The following is a 21,882-nucleotide window of genomic DNA, read 5'->3' on the forward strand; positions in this document are numbered from 1 at the left end:
AAGTAAAAATCTCTCTCTCTGCGCCTCTGCGCCTCTGCGTGAGAAACTTACTTCTTTCCCTCCTACCCCAACGAGGATTTCAACAGTGGAAAAAATAGCCATTATCGGATTATCCTGCCTCTTTCCAGACGCAAACAATCCTGAGCAATTTTGGCAGAATCTCAGCGCAGAAAAAGACTCAACTTCTGATATTAGCGTAACCGAATTAGGTTTAGATCCTAGCATATTCTACGATAAAACCAAAGGCAAACCGGAAAAATTCTACTTTTTAAAAGGTGGATTTATCCGTAACTTTGACTTTAACCCCAACGAATATAATTTACCTGGGGAATTTGTCCAAAGTCTGGACAATACTTTTAAATGGTCACTGTATGCAGCTAAACAAGCAATTATTAACAGTGGCTATTGGGGAAATCAATCTGCACTCTCTGAATGTGGCGTAATTTTAGGAACTCTCGCTTTACCAACTAAAGCATCAAATCAATTGTTTGCCCCTATTTATCAGCAAACAATAGAACCTGCAATTAGTGAACTTTTACAGGAAAAAGATTTCCGTTTAGGTGGTACATTAACCGCAGCTAAAGCATCACCCTATAATGCAATGGTTTCCGGTTTACCTGCTGCCATAATTTCCCGCGCTTTTAATCTTTCTGGAACTCATTTTTGTATAGATGCTGCCTGTTCATCATCATTTTATGCCATTAAATTAGCATCCCATTATCTGCAATCAAGTAAAGCAGATTTAATGTTAGCTGGTGCTATTAGTTGTTCAGATCCGTTGTTTTTAAGAATGTTATTTTCAGGTATTCAAGGATATCCAGAAAATGGCATTAGTCGCCCTCTTGATAAGTCATCACGGGGTTTAATTACCTCCGAAGGCATTGGGATGTTAATGTTAAAAAGATATGGTGATGCTGTCAGAGATGGGGACAAAATTTTAGCAACAATCTGCGGTAATGGTTTATCTAATGATGGCAAAGGTAAACATCTTTTAAGTCCTAATGCTCAAGGGCAAATGACAGCCTATCAAAGAGCTTATGACGAAGCAAAACTTAACCCCCAAGAAATAGATTATTTAGAGTGTCATGCAACCGGCACTCTCTTAGGAGATACCACCGAATCTAACTCTATTGAAGGATTTTTTGGCGCGAAAAATGCCAAACCCTTAGTAGGTTCAACTAAAAATAATATCGGTCATTTACTCGTTGCTGCTGGCATGGTGGGGATTACAAAAACGATTTTAGGAATGTCTAATAATGTCATCCCTGCAACTATTAATGTCAGTGAGCCGATGGGTTCTGAAAATAATGTGATATCGCCTCAAAACATTGTCAGAACCGCCACACCGTGGCCGAGTAAAGAAACTAAGCGTGTAGCTTTGAGTGCATTTGGATTTGGTGGAACAAACTCTCATTTAATTATTGAGCATAATTCTTGAGCAAGGGGAAGTCAGATAATGAATAATCAAGAAAGAATGAACGCGCAAATGGCTGCAAAAATGGCGATTGTGGGCATGGATGCCTTTTTTGGGGAATGTGATGGTTTAGATGCCTTTGAGGGCAGTATTTACGACGGAAAACAACATTTTATTCCCTTACCTGAAAAAAGATGGCATGGGATTAATGAACAAGAAAAATTATTGCAAGGTTACGGTTTAGAAGCAGGAACAGTACCCAACGGTGCATACATTAAAGATTTTGAAATTGACACATTAGCTTACAAAATTCCGCCCAACGAAGTTGAAAAACTCAACCCGCAGCAAACTTTACTATTAAAAGTGTGCGATCGCGCCCTCAAAGATGGTAACATTCAACCTAATAATAATGTCGCTGTCATTATCGCCGCTGATATAGAATTATCTGTACATCAATTACAACAACGGTGGAATTCTTCTTGGCAATTAAAAGATGGTTTGAATGCTGCGGAAATTGCCTTACCACCAGAAAAAATCACCCAACTAGAAAACATAGTAAAAGATAGCATTCACCATCAAGTTGATATTGGCGAATATCTCAGTTATGTCGGCAATATCATGGCCAGTCGAGTTTCTTCTTTGTGGAATTTCTCTGGTCCATCCTTCACTATTAACGCCGTAGAAACTGCCACTTTTAAAGCTTTAGAATTAGCAGAAATGCTATTAGCAACTCACGAAGTTGAAGCAGTAGTTGTAGGTGCTGTTGACTTAGCTGGGGGTGTAGAAAATGTCTTCCTGAGAAGTCAATTTGGTAAACTAAATACAGGCATAAATACCCTCAGTTTTGACCAAAATGCAGACGGTTGGAATGTGGGAGAAGGTGCAGGTGCGGTAGTTTTGCAGAGACATGATACCGCATTGCAAAACAATCAACGCATCTATGCAGTCATTGATGGTTTAAGTATTGGTCAATCTCCTGCAATGGCGATAAATGCAGATACCATCAATCAAGTCTGCAAACAAGCATTAAAACAAGCCTGCATCCAACCCCAAGAGGTCAATTACTTAGAAGTCTGCGGTAGTGGCATACCCCAAGAGGACGAAGCAGAAATTCAGGGTATGCTGCAAGCTTATCCTTCGGTGGGAGATGGTTTACACTGTGCCATTGGTAGCGTCAAAGCTAATATTGGTCATACTTTCGTGGCTTCTGGTATTGCCAGTTTAATCAAAACTGCCCTGAGTCTGTACTATAAATATATACCAGCAACCCCCAACTGGTCAGGTGTGAAAACACCGCAAGTATGGGAAGGAAGCCCCTTTTATGTTGCTACCGAGTCTCGACCTTGGTTTTTACAAAAAGAGGTCAAATGTCGAATTTCTGCTATTAACAGTATTGGTTGTGACGGTTCTTTTGCTCACGTTATTTTATCAGAAGAAACCCAACAGGAAGAACGCAATAGCAGATATTTAGAATCACGCCCCTATCATCTTTTTCCTATCAATGGAAATGATGAAACTAGCTTATTAACTGCGTTAAATAACCTAGAAAAAACCATTGAAACTGCTGAATGTTTGAAAACCACAGCCAGTCAAACATTTATCAATTTTCAACAACAACCTAACGCCAATTATACCTTATCTATCACCGGACGCAACCACAAAGAACTCCTCAAAGAAATCAATTCTGCCAAAAAAGGTGTAACCAATGCCTTTGTAAATGGCAAAGATTGGGTGACACCCATTGGTAGTTATTTTACACCCAAACCATTAGGAAAAAATGGCGAAATTGCCTTTGTTTATCCTGCGGCTGTTAACACTTATGTAGGAATTGGACGGACATTATTCCGACTATTTCCTAAAGCCTTTGATGACGTAATTGTTAAAAGTTTGTACAAACGGGCAGCCGATGTTGAAAAATTAGTATTTCCCAGAAGTCTGAAAAAACTAACTACCAGAGAACTAGAAACACTAGAAAAGAAATTGTTAGATGATTCTCTGGCTATGTTTGAAGCAGAAATGCTCTTTACGAGATTCATCACCACAATTATTAGCGATGACTTCCAAATTAAACCCAAATATATCTTTGGTTATAGCTTAGGTGAAACCAGTATGATGGTTGCCCAAGGAGTTTGGAGCAACTTCTATCAAGGAAGTAACACCTTCAACTCATCATCATTATTTGGTGATAGATTATCAGGACAAAAAAATGCAGTCAGAGAGTATTGGGGACTACCAAAAAATTCTGCAAATCATGATAATAATTTGTGGAGTAACTACGTTTTAATGTCTACACCTGACCAAGTTAGAGAAGTTTTAAAAGGTGAAAATCGTGTCTACCTCACCCAAATTAATACACGAGAAGAAGTATTAATTGCCGGTGAACCAGCAGCGTGTGAAAGAGTGATCAAAAAATTAGGATGTAACGCTTTTCCTGCACCTTTTGACCACGTTATTCACGCTCCAGCGATGCAGTCAGAATACCCAGAACTATTCCGACTCAACAACTTACCAGCACAAAAAATTTCCGGAGTTACCTGTTATTCTGCGGCAGAATATCAACCAATTACCTTAGAAAGTGAAGTAATTGCCCATAATATCGCCAAAGGATTATGTCAGGAATTAGACTTTCCTCGCTTAGTCAATCGAGTTTATCAAGACGGTGCAAAAGTATTTATTGAAGCTGGTGCTGGTGGTATTTGTTCACGGTGGATAGATAAAATTCTCAGCAACCAAGAACACATTAACGTATCCTTAAATCGTCGTGGCTTAGATGACCATACATCAATAGTCAAGGCATTAGCAAAACTGCTCAGTCATGGAGTTAAATTAGATATTTCTCCCCTGTATAACCTCTCCCTAGCAACCACCAAACAAAACAAAGCAACATTGAGAAAAGTAACACTAGGTGGCAACTCTATCACCGCCGAAATTTTAAAAGCAGAAAACCGCCAACTGTTCCAAAAAGATACACATCAAAAACCGGAATCAAACACCAATTATCGAGAGTATAAAATCATTAACTCTCTCAAACCATCTTACCAAATTCAACCCCAAGACATTTACCCAGAACCAGAAAAAACGGCCATAAAACCGCTCATGGATAACCGTTTTCAACCCCAAGAAGCATTAAACTTTTCAGAATTAACCTGCACTCAAAAACCCACACCTAAAAAATTACCTCGTAAAATTCACATGAACGATTTAAAAATAGCTCAGTATCAAAAACTGACCAATAACAACTCCAAATTAACAAAAGCACACACCAGCTTTTTAGAAGCTAGAAAAGACTTCAGCCAACAAATGAGCGAAATTATCAAACTGCAATTAGCTTGCGCTCAAAACTTACTGCAACAGGAAAAATAATAGTTAGCATTCAGCTATCAGTAAGATGGTAGAAATTAATCCTATCCTACTGTTAGAATACCTGAATTTTGAATAACTAACCGCAGAGGCGCAGAGAACGCAGAGAAAAAAATTAATGCTTTATTCTCTTCCTTTCTTCCTTTCTTCCTTTGCCTCTTTGCTCTTTAGCATCTTTGCGCGAAACAAAATCTTTGTAAGCAAAATGTTGGGTTTCCTTTCGTCAACCCAACCTACTAAAAACCTTGATAACTTGAGGAAATAACTACCGTGACAACATTTAATACGGTACTCAACAAACCCAACAACGGACTTACCTTCTCCCACATTTCCCAACATCAAACCCAAGCTTGGAGAGGTTCATTAGATTATATTGCCTTTGAACAAAACGCCATCAAACAAAAACTACTCACCCTAGAAAAACCCTGTCATATAGTCAAAATAGCAGGTAACATTGGCGTAACCAACGACGGATATTTAACACCTGCTAACAACGGTGCATCCGAACAAGCAGAACTATTAATATCATTACCAGCATTAGAACTGCAACAATTTGGCGATCGCTCTTTCCTCTCCACCTATAATGTAAAATATGCCTACATGACTGGTGCAATGGCTGGGGGAATAGCATCCGAAGAAATGGTCATTGCACTAGGAAAACAACAACTTTTAGGTTCATTTGGTGCAGGTGGTTTACCTCCAGAACGCCTAGAAACAGCCATTCAAAACATCCAAACTGCCCTACCCAATGGACCTTATGCTTTTAATTTAATTCACAGTCCCAACGAACCAGCAATAGAACGTCGCGCCGTAGAATTATACTTAAAATATGGCGTTACCACTGTCGAAGCATCAGCATTTTTAGACTTAACTCCTAACATTGTTTATTATCGCATTGCCGGATTAAGTTTAAATTCTAATCATCAAATTGAAATCAAAAATAAAGTCATTGCCAAAATTTCTCGGCGTGAAGTTGCTACCAAATTTATGCAGCCACCCCCAGAAAAAATGGTTAAAGAATTACTTGCCCAAGGATTAATTACCGAACTGCAAGCAAATTTAGCCAGCAAAGTTTCAATGGCTGATGATATTACCGTAGAAGCTGATTCTGGCGGTCATACAGATAATCGTCCCCTCGTATGTTTACTACCTTCAATTATTAGTTTGCGGGACGAAATTCAAGGTAAATATAATTACGAAAAACCGATTAGAGTGGGAGTAGCAGGAGGCATTGGTACACCAGAATCCGCCCTAGCTGCATTTATGATGGGTGCGGCTTATATAGTCACTGGTTCTATCAATCAATCTTGCATAGAATCGGGAGCTTGTGAATACACCAAAAAGTTATTAGCACAAGCAGAAATGGCAGATATGATGATGGCTCCTGCTGCTGATATGTTTGAAATGGGAGTCAAATTACAGGTCTTAAAACGGGGAACAATGTTTCCCATGCGGGCGCAAAAACTATATGAATTATACCGCAGTTATGACTCAATTGAAGATATTCCCCAAGCAGAAAGAGAGAAGTTAGAAAAACAAATCTTCCGTAAAACTATCGCCGAAGTTTGGGAAGGAACAGCCGCTTATTTATCACAGAAAAACCCGGAAAAATTAGGTAAAGCTGTTAATAACCCTAAATTAAAAATGGCTTTAATTTTTCGTTGGTATTTAGGTTTATCTTCTCGTTGGTCAAGTAGCGGTGAAAAAGGTCGAGAAGTAGATTATCAAATTTGGTGCGGTCCTGCAATGGGCAGTTTTAACGACTGGGTAAAAGGTTCTTATTTAGCAGCACCTCAAAACCGTCATGTTGTTGATGTCGCCAATCACATTATGTTAGGAACTGCCTTTTTATATCGCATTCAAAACCTAAAATTCCAAGGTTTGCAACTTCCCAGTTTTTACAGTCAATATCAACCTCTTAACTCTAAATTGGAGATGTAAACATGAGTTTAACAACTACTTATAGTGCTGCTCAAATTCAAGATTTTATGGTGTCTAACTTAGCAGAAGTGCTAGGGACAACACCAGAAGAAATTGACGTTCAAGAACATCTAGAAAATTATGGTTTGGATTCTGCCCAAGCTATGATTATTATTAGTAAATTAGAAAATTTACTAGGTTTTAAACCCTCTCCGGTTTTATTGTGGCATTATCCCACCATCGCTGCGCTTTCTCAACGTTTATCAGAAGAAAATCCCGAAAATGCCCAGTTAGAAAACTCCAGCAATGGTACTGTTAATAATGTCAATATTCCTGTACCATTTTTAGATTTAGGTGTGGAAGTGGTACTAGATCCCACTATTCAACCAGTGGGTAATAATGCGATTGCTGTTACCAATCCTAAAAACATCTTTTTAACAGGGGGGACTGGTTATTTAGGGGCGTTTATTATTAAGGAACTTCTAACAGAAACCCCAGCAACTATTTATTGTTTGGTACGTGCTGCTGATGTTGCCGAAGCTAAGAGCAAATTAATCAAAAATCTCCAACAGTATGCCATTTGGGATGATCAATATAGTGAGCGTTTAATACCTATTGTTGGTGATTTATCGTTACCACTTTTAGGCATTAGTGCAGAACAATTTGAAAATTTAGCTGCCAATATTGACACCATTTATCATAGTGGTGCTTTGCTGAATTATGTTTATCCTTATTCGGCATTAAAAGCAGCAAACGTATTAGGAACTCAGGAAGTTTTAAGGTTAGCTTGCAAAACCAAAGTTAAACCTGTACATTACGTTTCTAGCGTTGCTGTTTTTGAATCTACCGCTTACGCTGGTAAGGTAGTTAAAGAACAAGATAGTTTTGATGATTGGCAAGGTATTTTCTTAGGTTATTCTCAAACAAAATGGGTAGCTGAGAAGTTAGTTAAAATTGCTGGTGACAGAGGATTACCGATTACAATCTACAGACCACCTTTAATTGCTGGAGATAGCCAAACTGGGATTTGTAACACCCATGATTTTATCAATTTAATGATTAAAGGTTGTCTACAAATGGGATGTTTTCCCGATGTAGATTATATGTTGGATATGTCCCCTGTAGACTATGTAAGTAAAGCAGTAGTTTACTTATCTAGACAGGAAAAATCCATTGGTCAAGCTTTCCATTTGCAACATCCCCAACCCGCTTCTTTAAAATCATTGGTGGAATGGATACGCACCTTTGGCTTTAAATTAGAAATGATTCCCTACGAACAATGGCAAAATGAATTAATCAATAATGTCACTGACCAAGAGAATCCATTATACACCCTGAAACCCTTTTTATTAGAGCGTTGGTCTGATGAACAAATCACCATTCCTGATTTGTATTTGCAAGCAAGAAGACCAATTATTAGCTGTGAAGAAACCCTGGAAGCATTGAAAGGAAGTTCTATTGTTTGTCCGCAAATTGACTCACAATTATTAATCACTTACACCTCCTATTTAATGCAAACAGGTTTCCTGACTCTCGCATAATTATAGTCTTAAAAAAGTAGGGTGGGCATTCCCCACCTTACAATCTAATAATTTTAGGTGAATAACACCAGTTTATAATATGAACATCAAAGGTCAATTACAGTGTAAAGAAACTGCTCTTATTACTGGAGCAGCAAGTGGAATTGGCTACCAATTAGCCTGTATATTTGCCTCTGAGAATTACAATCTAGTCCTAGTAGATAGAAACGAAATCAAACTTTTAGAAATCGCTATTGATTTCAAGGAGAAATTTAATATTCTTGTCAAAACTATTGTTAAAGATTTATCTATACATACTTCTCCCAACGAAATTTTTACAGAATTGCAACAAGATAATATTCAAGTTGATGTACTTGTGAATAATGCCGGATTTGGTACTTATGGTTTTTTTAATGAAACCAGCTTGAATCATGAATTAGAAATGTTGCAGGTTAACTTAGTTTGTTTGACTCATTTAACTAAGTTATTTCTCAAAAATATGGTTAAGCAAGGTAGGGGGAAAATATTAAATGTTGCTTCTGCTGCTGCTTTTCAACCTGGTCCTTTAATGGCGGTTTATTTTGCCACTAAAGCTTATGTTTTATCCTTTTCTGAAGCTATTGCTAATGAGTTAGAAGGTACAGGTGTAACAGTAACTGTTTTGTGTCCAGGTTCAACTGTATCTGCATTTCATGAACGCACAGGAATGGCAGATTCTAAATTGTTGAAAGGTCAAAAAATGATGGATGCTCAAACTGTGGCTTTGATGGGATATGATGCCTTAATGCGCGGTCAAACTATAGTTATTCCCGGACTTTTAAATCAAATTCTGGCGAAAAGTGTCAGATTTTTTCCTCGAAAGATGGTGACAAAAATTGTTAGAAGTATGCAAGAAAATAACTAATATTCAGTTCGATTAAATACTTCAGGACTTACGCAAAACAGAACGAAAGTCATGGATAGGGAACAGGGGGAAGATGGGGAGGTAAATAACCCTATCACCAATAACCAGTCACCAATCACCTAAAATTACCACAGACTTTGATTGCTGTGATATTATAAGAGACTGCTGCATACATTTAGCGAAAATCGAAGTTTAATCAATCATGGCTCTCACGCAACAGCGCAAACAAGAAATTCTCTCTGGCTTCCAAGTACACGAAACCGATACCGGATCTGCGGATGTCCAAATCGCTATGTTGACTGATCGTATTAACCGCCTCAGCCAACACCTGCAAGCTAACAAAAAAGATCACTCCTCCCGCCGAGGACTATTAAAGATGATCGGACAGCGCAAGCGTCTTTTAGCTTATGTTCTCAAAAACGACCGGGAAAAGTATCAGGCTTTGATTTCTCGCCTGGGCATTCGTGGTTAGGAATTATTGCTTATGTCTGCTGAAGGATCAGAACGCAGTAATTTACCTTTTGAGCCAAATAAAAAGCGTCAAAAACCTGTAAAAACTAAAACTCAACCGATAGTAAAAACACAGGAATCTAATCAAAAGTCGCCACAGCAACCACCTTACACGAAAGAGGAAATGGCGATTCCTGAAGTGGTCAGCCAGCGGATGATCCGCAGAGTCGCTGCATTTTGTGGGATACCTACGGCTTTAGGTATTACTACTCTGGTGGTCAGCTATTTGTTGGTCAGTTACGCTCATGTCCAATTACCTCCCATCGCAGTATTATTGGTGAATATGGGATTATTTGGGTTAGGGGTTTTAGGTATAACCTACGGTGTACTTTCCGCCTCTTGGGATGTAGAAAGACCTGGTACTTTACTAGGTTTTGGTGAATTTAGTACCAATTGGGGCAGAATGGTCGAAGGTTGGCGAGAAACACGCAAAAAGAACGTCTGATCAACGGCGCTCAGGTATCTTGAGATAACTGCCATATTGGGTAAATTAGGAAATGACTCTTATCTGATTTATACCCAATATGCAGACAAAGTACCTGGCGCTACATTTTTTATATATCTTCTCGCTTAATTATTTAGTAATTCCAGTAGCCAAAAATTAAATCAACATTCCTGACTCGGTAAATATTTGACTCAAAGTTTACTCAAAAATACAGGGATTTTAAAATGATTGTTGTAATGAAAGTCGGCTCCCCACAGTCAGAAATAGATCGTTTAACTCAAGAATTAGCTGACTGGGGTTTAACACCAGAAAAAATCATTGGCAAACATAAAGTAGTAATAGGTTTAGTAGGTGAAACGGCGGATTTAGATCCCCTGCAAATTCAAGAACTCAGTCAATGGATCGAACAAGTTTTACGGGTGGAAGTACCCTATAAACGCGCTAGTCGTCAGTTCCGCCACGGTGAAGCTTCTGAGGTGGTGGTAAATACTCCCGATGGGCCTGTAATTTTTGGTGAACATCATCCTTTAGTTGTGGTTGCTGGACCATGTTCGGTGGAAAATGAAACCATGATTGTGGAAACTGCACAGCGGGTTAAGGCGGCTGGTGCTAAGTTCCTGCGTGGTGGTGCATACAAACCCCGAACTTCACCCTATGCTTTCCAAGGTCATGGTGAAAGTGCTTTGGAGTTGTTAGCAAAGGCGCGGGAAGTCAGTGGACTGGGAATCATTACTGAGGTGATGGACGCTGGAGATTTGGAAAAAATCGCCGAAGTTGCTGATGTGATTCAGGTAGGGGCGAGAAATATGCAAAATTTCTCTCTCTTAAAACAAGTAGGGGCGCAATCTAAGCCAGTGCTTTTAAAACGGGGAATGGCAGCAACTATTGAAGATTGGTTAATGGCCGCTGAGTATATTTTGGCTGCTGGTAATCCGAATGTGATTTTGTGTGAACGGGGAATTAGAACTTTTGACCGTCAGTATACGCGCAATACTTTAGATTTATCTGTTGTGCCGGTGTTAAGAAAACTGACTCACCTACCGATTATGATTGATCCTAGTCATGGTGTGGGTTGGGCTGAGTTTGTACCTGCAATGGCAATGGCAGCGATCGCAGCTGGTACAGATTCTTTAATGATTGAAGTTCACCCCAACCCAGCCAAGGCTTTATCCGATGGACCCCAATCTTTAACACCAGACAGCTTTGATCAACTCATGTCAGAATTAGCAGTTATTGGTAAAGCCGTCGGTCGTTGGCCACAACCTGCATTGGCAATTGTGTAATATAACAGGTGACAGGTGACAGTAGAGATGAGGAGATGGGGAGATGGGGAGATGCTCACAGGGATAGGTTTTTAATATTATCTGTTGAGGCAGGACCTGGAAGACAAGGAGGGAAAGTAGACAAGGAAGATTTTCTACAAAACAAGGTCTGTTTAGCCTCAGTTTTTGTTACCAATTGTACATTCTTGTTACGTATTTCCTCCCTTGTCACCTTGTCTGCCTTGTCCTCCAAGTCTTGCCCTCACGACAATGTAAAATACCTACCCTTGTGAGGGGAGATGGGAAGAAATATTTACCTCCTGCCTCCTGCCTCCTGCCTCCTGCCTCCTATAAATTATCTTCTTCTTCTGCTACCAAAACCGGCTGAACGGCTACCAGAAGAACGGCCACTGCCAAAACTACTACCAGAATTACGGCGAGTAGAACTGGAATTACCAGAAGGACGGAGATTACTGCTACCAAAACCTGAACCTGTTGCTCTATTACCTGTATTCGTGCGGGTTGTGGTAGAAGTAGAACCCCCTGTGTTTCTGATCGAACCTGTAGTGCGGAAAGCTGTACGATTTCTTACGGCTGCGGGTGGTTCATTATACCGAGAACGATAACTGGAAACGGCTGCATCATAGCTAGAACCATATCCACCATAACCGGTCATAATTCCACCAGGCTGATAAACGGGAGGTACATAATATTGAGGTCTAAATAAAAGACTACCAATAGCTTGACCTGCTATGTTACCAGCTAAAGCTCCAGCAAAAGGTGTCCAGAAGTTAGATTCTTGACGTACAATTACGGTTTCTTGTTGTCCGGTTTGGGGATTGGTTTTGGTTTCGGTGACGTTGTGAACGTACTCAATTTTAAAGTCTTCTGTCAGATATAAGGCTGGCTGACCATTTTCTACTTTGAGATAGGTTTTTTTACCTGCTTTGAGTTCTTCATCTGTCAACCGAGCCATTTGTAACTTTTCTGTGCTAAAGGTAGGCGGCTGACTACCAAGTAAAAACAGCGTATACTCCCCATTAGCATCATTGTAAGTAGCCTGTTGTACGTCGTACCGTCCATCATTTAATTTGGTGGGGGTTGCACTTTGGCTGCTACTTTGGCTACTACTTTGAGTAGAAGATGTAGTTTGGTTTCCTCCCCCACAGGCGACACTTGTCAAGCACAAACTTAGTGCTAAACAAAAAATTGTTAGTTTACGCATTATAGTCCTGATCATTAGATAATTGTCCTTATGTGTTAGTTATCATTGTCGATGTTAGGTGTGATAACTAAAGAGTAACAACAAGTTACAATGGGATCAATTCTGGAAAATACTGCAACAATTGATCGTTTGTGAGTTCGTCTCCTAGCTGGGCTGGTGAGAAATGCACTTGGATAGCTCGGAGTTTATGGTTGTAGTGTAAGTTGATGAAAGCTTTCAATCCTTCTTTTAAGGCTTGGATGTTGGAAAGGTCTGTTTCTAATTCTGGTACTTCTCCTTCATAAGCCACTGTCACCATGATGACTACGTTGCGCGTTACAGGAATAGATAAAGGTTGATCGAAACCAGAGGAAGAACTAATATCAAATTCAGCGCCGTATCTTTGGGCGCAGTCGGTAAATAATTCATTGACATAATCTCCCGCTTCTCCTTCATTCCAAAAAACATCTCCTTCATTAGCTGCTGAAAGCCAGTATTGATCGTATCTGAGCAAAGTTTCACAAATTTCTACTAATCCTTCGCCCAAAACTTCTAAATCACCGTCAGCTTCAATCGCTTCTCTTGCGGCGCGGTTTAAAACTCCTAAAATTGGTGCTACTTCACTGCCGGCTAAATGCACAAATAGACGACAAACTACATAGCGAGTTCTACCCATCATTTTATTAAAAAAATTGCTCATTTTTCTTCTCCATATAATTTTCTTAGTTATAGCAGGAGTCAGAAATACAGATAATATTTCAAAGTTTAGTTGTTAAAGGCAAAAATGAAAATTGGTATTTTAGGACTGGGACTGATAGGCGGTTCATTAGGTTTTGATTTACGTTCCCAAGGACATTATGTTTTAGGAGTTAGCCGTCGTGAATCAACCTGTCAAAAAGCTGTTGATATTGGCAGTGTCGATCAAGCATCAATTGATTTGAGTTTGTTAGCTAGTGCTGAAGTTGTGTTTATTTGTACTCCTATAGGACTGATTGTGCCTCAAGTTGAACAGTTGGTTGCTCATTTGCCTGAGACTACTATTGTAACTGATGTAGGTTCAGTAAAAGCACCTATAGTCAATGCAATTTCTCCTCTATGGAAGAATTTTATTGGCGGTCATCCTATGGCGGGAAATACAGATGTGGGTATAGAGGCCGCACAGCGCAATTTATTTGTGAATCGACCTTATGTACTCACACCAATAGAAACAACCCCAACTACTGCCATTACTGTTTTAGAGGAAATTGTGCGATCGCTTGGTTCTATTATCTATCATTGTCAGCCAGAAAAACACGACCGGGCTGTGAGTTGGATTTCCCATTTACCTGTGATGGTTAGCGCCTCTTTGATGGCTGCTTGTTTGGGTGAAACCGATCCAGAAATTTTTCAATTAGCCCAAAACCTTGCTAGTTCAGGATTTCGAGATACCAGCCGCGTTGGTGCTGGTAATCCAGAATTAGGGGTGATGATGGCGCAATATAATCGTCAAGCATTAATCAATTCACTACATCAATATCGTCAAAACCTCGACATATTTATTAACGTGATTGAACAGGAAAACTGGGAAGTTTTAGAGCAAAAGCTCAAGTTAAATCAACAAAATCGTCCTAAATTTGTGGAATAGATAATATCCTGAATTATGTACGGGTTTAGCATTACTAAACCCCTACTGACTCCTGATTACTTTACGGGTTTTATAAATGTCAAATTTATGTAATTTTGTTGCTTGTTGAGATAATTTGAATTTTATCAGAATCAGGATGTCCAGGATTTGAGGATTTACAGGATAATAACGCAGATAAACGCAGATAAACGCAGATAATAAAATCTTTTCAATCAACCATAATATTAATTATTGAGATATATCCTGAATAAAGAATTTACCTTAAATTTCACTTTCTCTTCTATTAACACCTTTTCCACCAAACACCGACGATTTAAAGACTGTAAAACTTTGATAAATCTAGCATTTGATAATTCCAAATCAGTAGGTTTTTGAGAAATATCTATCGGTTCATTTTATCTTGCTAACCAGTTAATTACATGATATTCTAATTCTGATAAACGTTCTAAATGATTTTCTAATAGTGCTTCTATATCTCCTAAAAATACCTCATCTTCATCTATTAAACATTGGTAAACTTGACCATTAAATAATTCTTTAATCGCTAATGTGATAATATTTAACCAACCAGGATGACCTTGATAGAGTGTGATTAATTCTTCCCATTTTTCATCATCTTTTAAATCTTTTTCTTGGAATATTGCTTTAGCATCTTCTCCTAAACCTTGCAGATGTAATGTTTTTGTATGTTGGTTTTCACTTTGTAAAGTTTCGATATCTGCGGGTTTTTCCCAACTGATTAAAATTACACAACTTTGATGATATGAATTTGCAATTTGTTGGAAAAATTTACTATAATCTTTGTATTCTGTTAAATATTGACCTGCGAAGTTACCAAATTGAAAAATATTCTCTAGGTCATCCATGATCACTAAACAACGAGATGATTTAAAATAATCTAGGATTTCAGGTAATGGTTTTGATAGGGATTGACAAAGGAATTGTTTAAGTTCGTTTTTAACAGTTATCAGTTTAGGAAGATTATCAAGACTGCGATAAATAATATAATCAAATTGTGTGGTAATTTCTGAGATTAATTTCAGTGTTAAGGCGGTTTTACCAATTCCACTTAATCCGTAAATTGTGATTAGTCTAGTGTGATTTTCTAATATCCATTGTTTGAGAGTGGCAATTTCTGAAGTGCGTCCATATTTATAGTTTAATTCTGGTGCTTTTGTAAGGTCAATTATTGGGGTTTGGTTTTGCGAAGAAGATGATTGATTTTGTATATCTTCTAAAGATTGGGAGTTTTCTCTACAGATATTGATACGGCTTTTATTTATATTAGGCTTACTAATAATCAATGAAGAATTACCATAATTGTAGATAGTAGATGCAGCTTGATTTTCTAAAATAGAATGAACATTACTTTGTTTAATATCTTCTTTAAAAACCTCAGATAGAAGTTTCCATAATTTTGATGGACAAATACCAGAATCAGGTTATCATTCTTCTAATATTCAACTACCACAACAACAGTTTCCCCAAGGACAAATCAAACCTGCACCTTCAGCCAAAAATGATGTTGTCACACTTTTAAAGTTAGCTCAAAGTAAAGGTGGTAGTATATCACTCACTGATGCAGTGATTGAACTTGGTCAACCTACTTCAGAAGTGCGCTCAATTTTAGAAACTATTTGTACTGATGGACTCATGGAAATTACCAACGATAAATCCACAGGAGCAATAATTTACAAATTACTATAAGTATAGTAGGGTGGGTTAATGAGGGCGTAACCCACAACAGTAAATTCTTAAATCCTGGATATCCTGATTCAGACAAAATACTAGATCCCGGACTTCTTAAAGAAGTCCGGGATATGAAGTATGTGGGTATTAATAAATTCAACATCCTGAAAATCCTGAAATCCTGGATATCCTGATTCAGACAAATTGATAAAATGAATAATCAGATTTACAAACCTAGAGGAATACGATCATCACCTTTCTCTAAAACCAGACGAAACCCACAAGATTGAACTATTTGCAAAAACTTACTAAAGTTAATATCATTTTTCTTTCCAGAACAAATATCTTGAATAACAGCAGGAGAAAGATTAACTTCTTTAGCTAATTGTTCAATAGAAATATGATCATTTTCCATGATAGAAACTAAAAATTCAGATAGTAAAAACTCCTGATATCCTGATGCAAACTTAGCTTGAAAATCATCATCTTGCATCATTCTATCAAAAGTTGATAACTGTTCATTCTTCTTCATAATATTTTCCTTCCTCATGACGTTGAATAAAAGCATTCATATATTGTATAGCTTTCTCTTTTTGATTGTTGGGTAGTTTTTGTGTTTTTTTCTGAAAAGCATTAGTGACAATAATTTTTTTACCAGTAAAAAAGAAACATAAAAATCTATCTGGTTGTGGTTTAAAAGCGTAAATTTTATCTCCTTCATTACGAAATTGCTCTTTATTACTTATTTTGCCAAAATCACCAATTCTTTTCACTAAAAATAAAAATTTTAATTGTTGTTGTTCGGATAGTTGATTAAAATACTCCAGAGCTTCACTTTTACCATGTTCATCAAAATACCACTCCAACTGAAAAACTGAACCAACATAAATTATATATTCTTTATTCATATAGCTGTAGCCAGAATTATTATGAAATTATTAATCCTTAACAACTGATAATAGCAAGGGTTTCACTCTAGCCTTCTGCTATAGCTCATGATTATAGCATATCTGTTTACAAATTAATCAAAGCAACTCAAATAGCATTTTATCAAAAAACACATCCTAAAAATCCTTAAATCCTGGACATTATCTCGACTTACTTCGACTGCGCTCAGTACAGGTCGCTCGATAACCACCTGATTCTGACAAAATCACATCCTGAAAATCCTAATTCAAACAATTATTATCAAACACCCTTCACCCTAATCAAACCCCGATCAAAAACACGATTATTAGTACCAATACCACTCACCTCAATTCTATCTGCATACACATCATAAGCAGCAAAACTCAAATTACTTGTAGAATATTCAGTCCACTCAGAACGACCCACAGAACGATTTCCCGCACCCGCACCACAAGTTAAATAAGTTGTACCATTAATAGAACGAGTGCGTTCATAATGATGTTCATGACCATTAATATAAAGTTGCACACCGTACTTTTGAAATAAAGGAGTAAACGTCTTAATAAAATTCGCATTACTCCCATAAACACCAGAAGCATAAATCTGATGATGACCAAATACAATCTTCCAAGCAGCTTTACTTAAACTCAATTCTTTATCTAACCAAATTAGCTGATTTTTCCAGTCAGCATTCCCATTAGTATCTAAACCAAAAAACTGTACATTATCCCTAATAAATGTATAGTACCTTCCCTGCATATTGAACCCAGGATAATTTACCTGTGGAACACCATTATCAGTTCTAATATCGTGATTACCTAAACAAGCATGAAATTTCACACCTTTTTTCAACAAAGGTTGATAAGGACGTTCAAAAACTGCCCCTATTTTCTCAATTTCCCCATTGTTATAAATATTATCACCAGCTAAAATAACTAAATTATAGGGATTTTTTTGATGATAAAAATTCATCGCCCTAGCAACAGCATACTGTCCTTTAGCACCTGTTCCCGTATCCGCAACCGACACAAACCGCAATAACAAATCTTTTTGGTTGGAATTTGCAGCTATAGCAGTTTCTAAAAAAGGATTTTTAAGATTTTTATTCACAAACTTACCAGCAAACAAACCCGAAAACAACCCACTCAGACCACCTAAAACTAAAAATTCCCGACGTTTCATATTTATAAATCAATAAATCAACAAATCAACATCAATTATATGTCACAAGATAGAAAACGCAAACCCAGAAAAGAACAAAAAACTCCACCTGCTCCACAACCTTACCAAAAAAATCAACCAATTTGGAAAACAGCAATAATTCAATTTCTCCGAGGAACAATAGGAATTTTAGAAAATACAGTAGTCAAACTAGAAACAGAACCACCTCCAACTACTGAAAAAAAACCTAATCTTTTAGCAAGGGTTTTATTAGCATGGGATAAATTTTTACAAACATTCCGCTTGTTTTTACCATCCAAAGTTGCTAATAATGTATCAGATTTTACCTTAAACGCAATTTTTGCTATTTTTGCAGTGGTGATAGTCGGGGTTACAGCAGCTTTCTTGACTCCCAAACCTACTCAAGTAGCAACCATTCCCCCAGATATTCCTTTAGTTGCAGAAGTTCCCACACCCAAACCTATCCCAGAACCTACACCCGAACCTATCCCAGAACCTACACCAGAACCCACATCCGAACCAGAACCCACACCAGAACCTACACTAGAACCTACCCCCGAACCTACACCAGAACCCACACCAGAACCTACACCAGAACCAACACCAGAACCAGAAGCAGTACAATTAACACCAGAACAAGCTTTAATAGCAGCAATAGAACAGCAACTTGCGGAAATTACCGTTATCTCCGTACAAACCAAAGAAGATGAAAATATTTCTATTAATCTGATAAAATTAGTCCAAGCTAATTTTCGCACCAGCGACTTAACCATAAGAATTAGTGATGATTGGTACACCTTAGAACCATCACAACAGCAACAATTAGCAGCGGATATATTAAAACGCTCTCAAGAACTAGATTTTACACATTTACAACTTGTTGATGCTGAAAATAAATTAATTGCACGTAGTCCCGTTGTGGGTAATGAAATGATCATGTTTAGTAAACATTCATGAATCAGGATTCATTACTAGCAAAATTTGTAGTTAAAAGTAACCATTGTGAAATTTGCATCTTATGAGATAAAATAGGTAATTTATCAGTTGAAAGACTCCTCTTTTAAATATGACCAAAACTTACACCGTCGAAATTAACCACCAAGGCACAATTTATAATTTGCAAGTTCCTGACAATGAAACCATCTTAGCTGTTGCAGAAACAAAACTTTTAGAGTTACCAGCTTCCTGTCATGCTGGAGTTTGTACAACTTGTGCTGCTTTGATCACTGAAGGAAGCGTAGATCAATCTGAGGGAATGGGTGTAAGTCCAGAATTGCAAAAACAAGGTTATGCTTTACTTTGTGTAGCTAAACCTCTTTCTGATTTAAAAATCGAAACAGACAAAGAAGAAGTAGTTTATCAAAAGCAATTTGGTAAAAGTTAGTCAACCGATTAATGGGTGATGAGTGATAGGATAAGTAATAAATGTTTACCAATCACCAATCACCAATTACCCAAAAATAGCTGTATTCTATAAATAACCAAAACCCTATATTTTACCATCATGACCACCCATTTTATTACTGCCGAAATAGACCTGCAAGAAACACCCACAGAATTACAAAAAGCCATTGAAGCGGAACTAAAAAAACAAGGTGAACCCCTGCGCTGGGCGGTTACTTCCGTAGATACAGAACAGGAAAAAGCAACAATAGAAGCAGTTGTCACCACAGCAAACCCTGAATAATTAAGATTAAGGCGTTGCTGAATGAGCATGAAAAAACTGAGAAATTTACAACCAGCAACTTTGCGCCTTTGCTCCTGTGTCCCTACCCTGCGGGATCTTCTGACGGAGATTGCGCGGAAACATAATTCATAATACCATCATGCAACGCCCATATACAGCAATTTTAATTATACCTACCGGCATAGGCGCGTCCATAGGTGGTTATGCAGGTGACGCATTACCAGTAGCTAGAGTTATATCACAGGTGTGCGATCGCCTGATTACTCATCCCAATGTCCTCAACGGTGCAAGTTTATACTGGAATATTCCCAACTCTTTCTATGTAGAAGGATATGGTTTAGATAAATTTGCCGCTGGAGAATGGGGTTTAAGACCCGTGCATAGTAACCGAGTAGGTTTACTTTTAGACCAAGGACTAGAACCAGAATTAATGCTGCGACACCTGCAAACAGCAGACGCAGCCAGAGCCACACTAGGACTAAATCTTACAAATCATGTAATTACAGATGCCCCATTAAACGTAGAATTACGTATATCCCCATCTGGAGCCAGTTGGGGAACAATCGGCAACCCAGACAGTTTATTGCGGGCAGCAGAAAAATTGATTAAAAAAGAGAAAGCAGAGGCGATCGCAGTAGTAGCCCGGTTTCCCGATCATATAGATGAACAAGCAACGCAAAATTACCGTCATGGAAAAGGCGTAGACCCCCTAGCAGGTGCAGAAGCAGTAATTAGCCATTTATTAGTGCGAACCTTTAAAATACCTTGCGCCCATGCACCAGCCCTAGCACCAGCACCCCCAGATCCCGATTTATCTCCCCGTTCCGCAGCCGAAGAAATAGGTTATACTTTTTTACCATGCGTCCTTGTCGGTTTAAGTCGCGCCCCTCAGTTTATCGTCAACAGAGAATTTATCAATTCTTTACAAGCAGACATTTGGGCAGATCAAGTAGATGCCGTTATAGTACCAGCAAACGCCTGTGGGAGTAGTACCTTACTAAGTTTAAGCCAGAAACAATGCCAAATAATAACTGTTACAGAAAATAAAACTTTAATACAAGTTCCTGCCCCAGCGTTAGGAATAAAATCTATAAAGGTAAACTCATATTTAGAAGCAGTCGGTGTCTTAGTCGCCCACAAAGCAGGTATTAATCCTTGGTCATTAGTCATTAGTCATTAGTTATTAGTTATTAGTTATTAGTTATTAGTTATTCTCCCCCTGCTCCCAGTCCCCAGTCCCCAGTCCCCAGTCCAGTCCTCATTATTTAAACGCCTGTGGTAGAACAACAAAAGCAAGAACCAGAAATTCCTGAACTCTCACGCACCCAAGTCCTCGTAGCTATGGGCGCAACAGCGATTATTTTATGGATAGCCGCCAAATTGTGGCTGCGCTTTGGTAACGTTGCCCTATTTAAGTTGTACTGGGAACCCCAGGATTTATTTTTGGGTTTGGGGTTGGGTTTAGTCATCACTGTTTTTAGTGGTTTAGCTTATCGCTTCTCTCCTCCCTATCGCAAAAGCGCAGATTATTACCTAGAAATGGTAATTAAACCGTTAGCTTTACCAGACTTGCTCTGGCTGGGGCTGTTACCGGGTTTAAGTGAAGAATTATTATTTCGCGGTGTCATGTTACCCGCTTTGGGCGCTGATCATGTAGCCGTCATTGTCTCCAGTCTTTGTTTTGGAGTATTACATCTCAGTGGTGCTGAACAATGGCCTTATGTAATTTGGGCAACTATTATCGGTATCATCTTGGCATATAGCGCCTTATTGAGTGGCAACTTGTTAGTACCAATAATGGCTCATATCCTGACAAATTGGCTATCTAGCTATCTGTGGAAAATTCGGCAATTATAGCAGGGGACTGGTGACTGGTGACTGGTGACTGGTGACTGGTGACTGGTGACTGGTGACTGGTGACTGGTGACTGGTAACTGGGGAAACAGGAAATATTTAGGGTTTGCTGATAGCGTAGCGTGGCGTTAGCCATATAAATCCGAAAACTTTACAGGTAAAGGGTTTTAGCTATTTTGACTTGTACTGAGCGACTTGTACTGAGCCTGTCCTGAGCGGTGTCGAAGGGCAGCGTCGAAGGGCGCAGTCGAAGTAAGTCGAAGTAAGCCGAAGTGCTTTCAAAAAGTGCCAGCTTTTATCCCACATTCCGCACCCTGATCTGGCACATAGAGAAATTACGGAAATAAGAAAGGAAACTGAGCCTAAAAAATCACATATTAGCGAAAAAATACATTGTT

22 protein-coding genes are annotated in these 21,882 nt (G+C 38.4%); 15 read left to right on the plus strand and 7 right to left on the minus strand.

The window, feature by feature from the left end:
• Positions 1-85: 85 nt before the first annotated feature.
• The 8 genes from H6F47_RS02700 to aroF all read left to right on the plus strand — a co-directional run bounded on the left by H6F47_RS02700 (position 86) and on the right by aroF (position 11,356).
• Positions 86-1,438, plus strand: coding sequence for a polyketide synthase (locus H6F47_RS02700; RefSeq protein WP_096572230.1), 1,353 nt, complete (start codon positions 86-88; stop codon positions 1,436-1,438).
• 18 nt (positions 1,439-1,456) lie between these two features.
• Positions 1,457-4,777, plus strand: a complete 3,321-nt coding sequence (locus H6F47_RS02705) for a type I polyketide synthase (protein WP_242027320.1) — start codon at positions 1,457-1,459, stop codon at positions 4,775-4,777.
• A gap of 267 nt (positions 4,778-5,044) precedes the next feature.
• Positions 5,045-6,715 carry a PfaD family polyunsaturated fatty acid/polyketide biosynthesis protein gene (locus H6F47_RS02710; protein WP_137666563.1) on the plus strand — a complete coding sequence of 557 codons (1,671 nt, stop codon included), beginning with the start codon at positions 5,045-5,047 and terminating at the stop codon, positions 6,713-6,715.
• Between the two features lie 2 nt (positions 6,716-6,717).
• Positions 6,718-8,235: a thioester reductase domain-containing protein gene (locus H6F47_RS02715; RefSeq protein ID WP_190647549.1), complete on the plus strand. Its 1,518-nt coding sequence runs from the start codon at positions 6,718-6,720 to the stop codon at positions 8,233-8,235.
• A 79-nt stretch (positions 8,236-8,314) separates the two neighbouring features.
• Positions 8,315-9,118 (plus strand): SDR family oxidoreductase, encoded by an 804-nt coding sequence (locus H6F47_RS02720; RefSeq protein ID WP_137666561.1) that lies wholly within the window; start codon positions 8,315-8,317, stop codon positions 9,116-9,118.
• A gap of 202 nt (positions 9,119-9,320) precedes the next feature.
• Entirely contained in the window at positions 9,321-9,590 is a 270-nt protein-coding gene (rpsO, locus tag H6F47_RS02725) for a 30S ribosomal protein S15 (protein WP_096572226.1), read from the plus strand.
• Between the two features lie 12 nt (positions 9,591-9,602).
• Positions 9,603-10,073, plus strand: coding sequence for a PAM68 family protein (locus H6F47_RS02730; protein ID WP_137666560.1), 471 nt, complete (start codon positions 9,603-9,605; stop codon positions 10,071-10,073).
• Positions 10,074-10,297: 224 nt separating this feature from the next.
• Complete coding sequence (gene aroF, locus H6F47_RS02735) at positions 10,298-11,356, plus strand: 3-deoxy-7-phosphoheptulonate synthase (protein WP_187038503.1); 1,059 nt, start codon at positions 10,298-10,300, stop codon at positions 11,354-11,356.
• Between the two features lie 334 nt (positions 11,357-11,690).
• Here the strand turns inward: aroF and H6F47_RS02740 are convergent, their stop codons facing one another.
• Positions 11,691-12,575: a hypothetical protein gene (locus H6F47_RS02740; RefSeq protein ID WP_190647551.1), complete on the minus strand. Its 885-nt coding sequence runs from the start codon at positions 12,573-12,575 to the stop codon at positions 11,691-11,693.
• 70 nt (positions 12,576-12,645) lie between these two features.
• Positions 12,646-13,239 (minus strand): DUF1517 domain-containing protein, encoded by a 594-nt coding sequence (locus tag H6F47_RS02745; protein WP_137666557.1) that lies wholly within the window; start codon positions 13,237-13,239, stop codon positions 12,646-12,648.
• Positions 13,240-13,323: 84 nt separating this feature from the next.
• On the opposite strand from H6F47_RS02745, the gene H6F47_RS02750 reads away from it, so the two are divergent.
• Positions 13,324-14,163, plus strand: coding sequence for a prephenate/arogenate dehydrogenase (locus H6F47_RS02750; RefSeq protein WP_137666556.1), 840 nt, complete (start codon positions 13,324-13,326; stop codon positions 14,161-14,163).
• 395 nt (positions 14,164-14,558) lie between these two features.
• Here the strand turns inward: H6F47_RS02750 and H6F47_RS02755 are convergent, their stop codons facing one another.
• Positions 14,559-15,467 carry an NACHT domain-containing protein gene (locus H6F47_RS02755; RefSeq protein ID WP_190647553.1) on the minus strand — a complete coding sequence of 303 codons (909 nt, stop codon included), beginning with the start codon at positions 15,465-15,467 and terminating at the stop codon, positions 14,559-14,561.
• 280 nt (positions 15,468-15,747) lie between these two features.
• Here H6F47_RS02755 and H6F47_RS28360 point away from each other — a divergent pair, with 280 nt between their 5' ends.
• A complete protein-coding gene (locus H6F47_RS28360) occupies positions 15,748-15,870 on the plus strand; it encodes a hypothetical protein (RefSeq protein WP_277877012.1) in 123 nt (40 codons plus the stop codon).
• A gap of 208 nt (positions 15,871-16,078) precedes the next feature.
• On the opposite strand, the gene H6F47_RS02760 is transcribed toward H6F47_RS28360, so the two are convergent.
• From H6F47_RS02760 to H6F47_RS02770, 3 genes are all read right to left on the minus strand, one after another.
• Positions 16,079-16,384 carry a helix-turn-helix transcriptional regulator gene (locus tag H6F47_RS02760; protein ID WP_096572218.1) on the minus strand — a complete coding sequence of 102 codons (306 nt, stop codon included), beginning with the start codon at positions 16,382-16,384 and terminating at the stop codon, positions 16,079-16,081.
• Positions 16,371-16,760 (minus strand): type II toxin-antitoxin system RelE/ParE family toxin, encoded by a 390-nt coding sequence (locus H6F47_RS02765; protein WP_137666553.1) that lies wholly within the window; start codon positions 16,758-16,760, stop codon positions 16,371-16,373. Before H6F47_RS02765 ends, H6F47_RS02760 begins: the two co-directional genes overlap by 14 nt.
• A 280-nt stretch (positions 16,761-17,040) precedes the next feature.
• Positions 17,041-17,949 (minus strand): metallophosphoesterase, encoded by a 909-nt coding sequence (locus H6F47_RS02770; protein WP_137666552.1) that lies wholly within the window; start codon positions 17,947-17,949, stop codon positions 17,041-17,043.
• A gap of 33 nt (positions 17,950-17,982) precedes the next feature.
• On the opposite strand from H6F47_RS02770, the gene H6F47_RS02775 reads away from it, so the two are divergent.
• From H6F47_RS02775 to H6F47_RS02795, 5 genes are all read left to right on the plus strand, one after another.
• Positions 17,983-18,900 (plus strand): hypothetical protein, encoded by a 918-nt coding sequence (locus H6F47_RS02775; RefSeq protein ID WP_190647555.1) that lies wholly within the window; start codon positions 17,983-17,985, stop codon positions 18,898-18,900.
• A gap of 109 nt (positions 18,901-19,009) precedes the next feature.
• Positions 19,010-19,327, plus strand: a complete 318-nt coding sequence (locus H6F47_RS02780; protein ID WP_137666550.1) for a 2Fe-2S iron-sulfur cluster-binding protein — start codon at positions 19,010-19,012, stop codon at positions 19,325-19,327.
• Between the two features lie 120 nt (positions 19,328-19,447).
• Positions 19,448-19,630, plus strand: coding sequence for a hypothetical protein (locus H6F47_RS02785; RefSeq protein ID WP_190348342.1), 183 nt, complete (start codon positions 19,448-19,450; stop codon positions 19,628-19,630).
• Between the two features lie 139 nt (positions 19,631-19,769).
• A complete protein-coding gene (locus H6F47_RS02790) occupies positions 19,770-20,810 on the plus strand; it encodes a DUF3326 domain-containing protein (RefSeq protein WP_190647557.1) in 1,041 nt (346 codons plus the stop codon).
• A 95-nt stretch (positions 20,811-20,905) separates the two neighbouring features.
• Complete coding sequence (locus H6F47_RS02795; protein ID WP_190348343.1) at positions 20,906-21,487, plus strand: CPBP family glutamic-type intramembrane protease; 582 nt, start codon at positions 20,906-20,908, stop codon at positions 21,485-21,487.
• Here H6F47_RS02795 and H6F47_RS02800 read toward each other — a convergent pair.
• Positions 21,456-21,620: a hypothetical protein gene (locus H6F47_RS02800; RefSeq protein ID WP_190647559.1), complete on the minus strand. Its 165-nt coding sequence runs from the start codon at positions 21,618-21,620 to the stop codon at positions 21,456-21,458. The two genes, H6F47_RS02795 and H6F47_RS02800, sit on opposite strands and share 32 nt — an antisense overlap.
• Positions 21,621-21,882: the final 262 nt, after the last annotated feature.

Origin of the sequence: Sphaerospermopsis sp. FACHB-1094 (genome assembly GCF_014696195.1) — a bacterium.
Classification (GTDB): Bacteria; Cyanobacteriota; Cyanobacteriia; order Cyanobacteriales; family Nostocaceae; genus Sphaerospermopsis; species Sphaerospermopsis kisseleviana.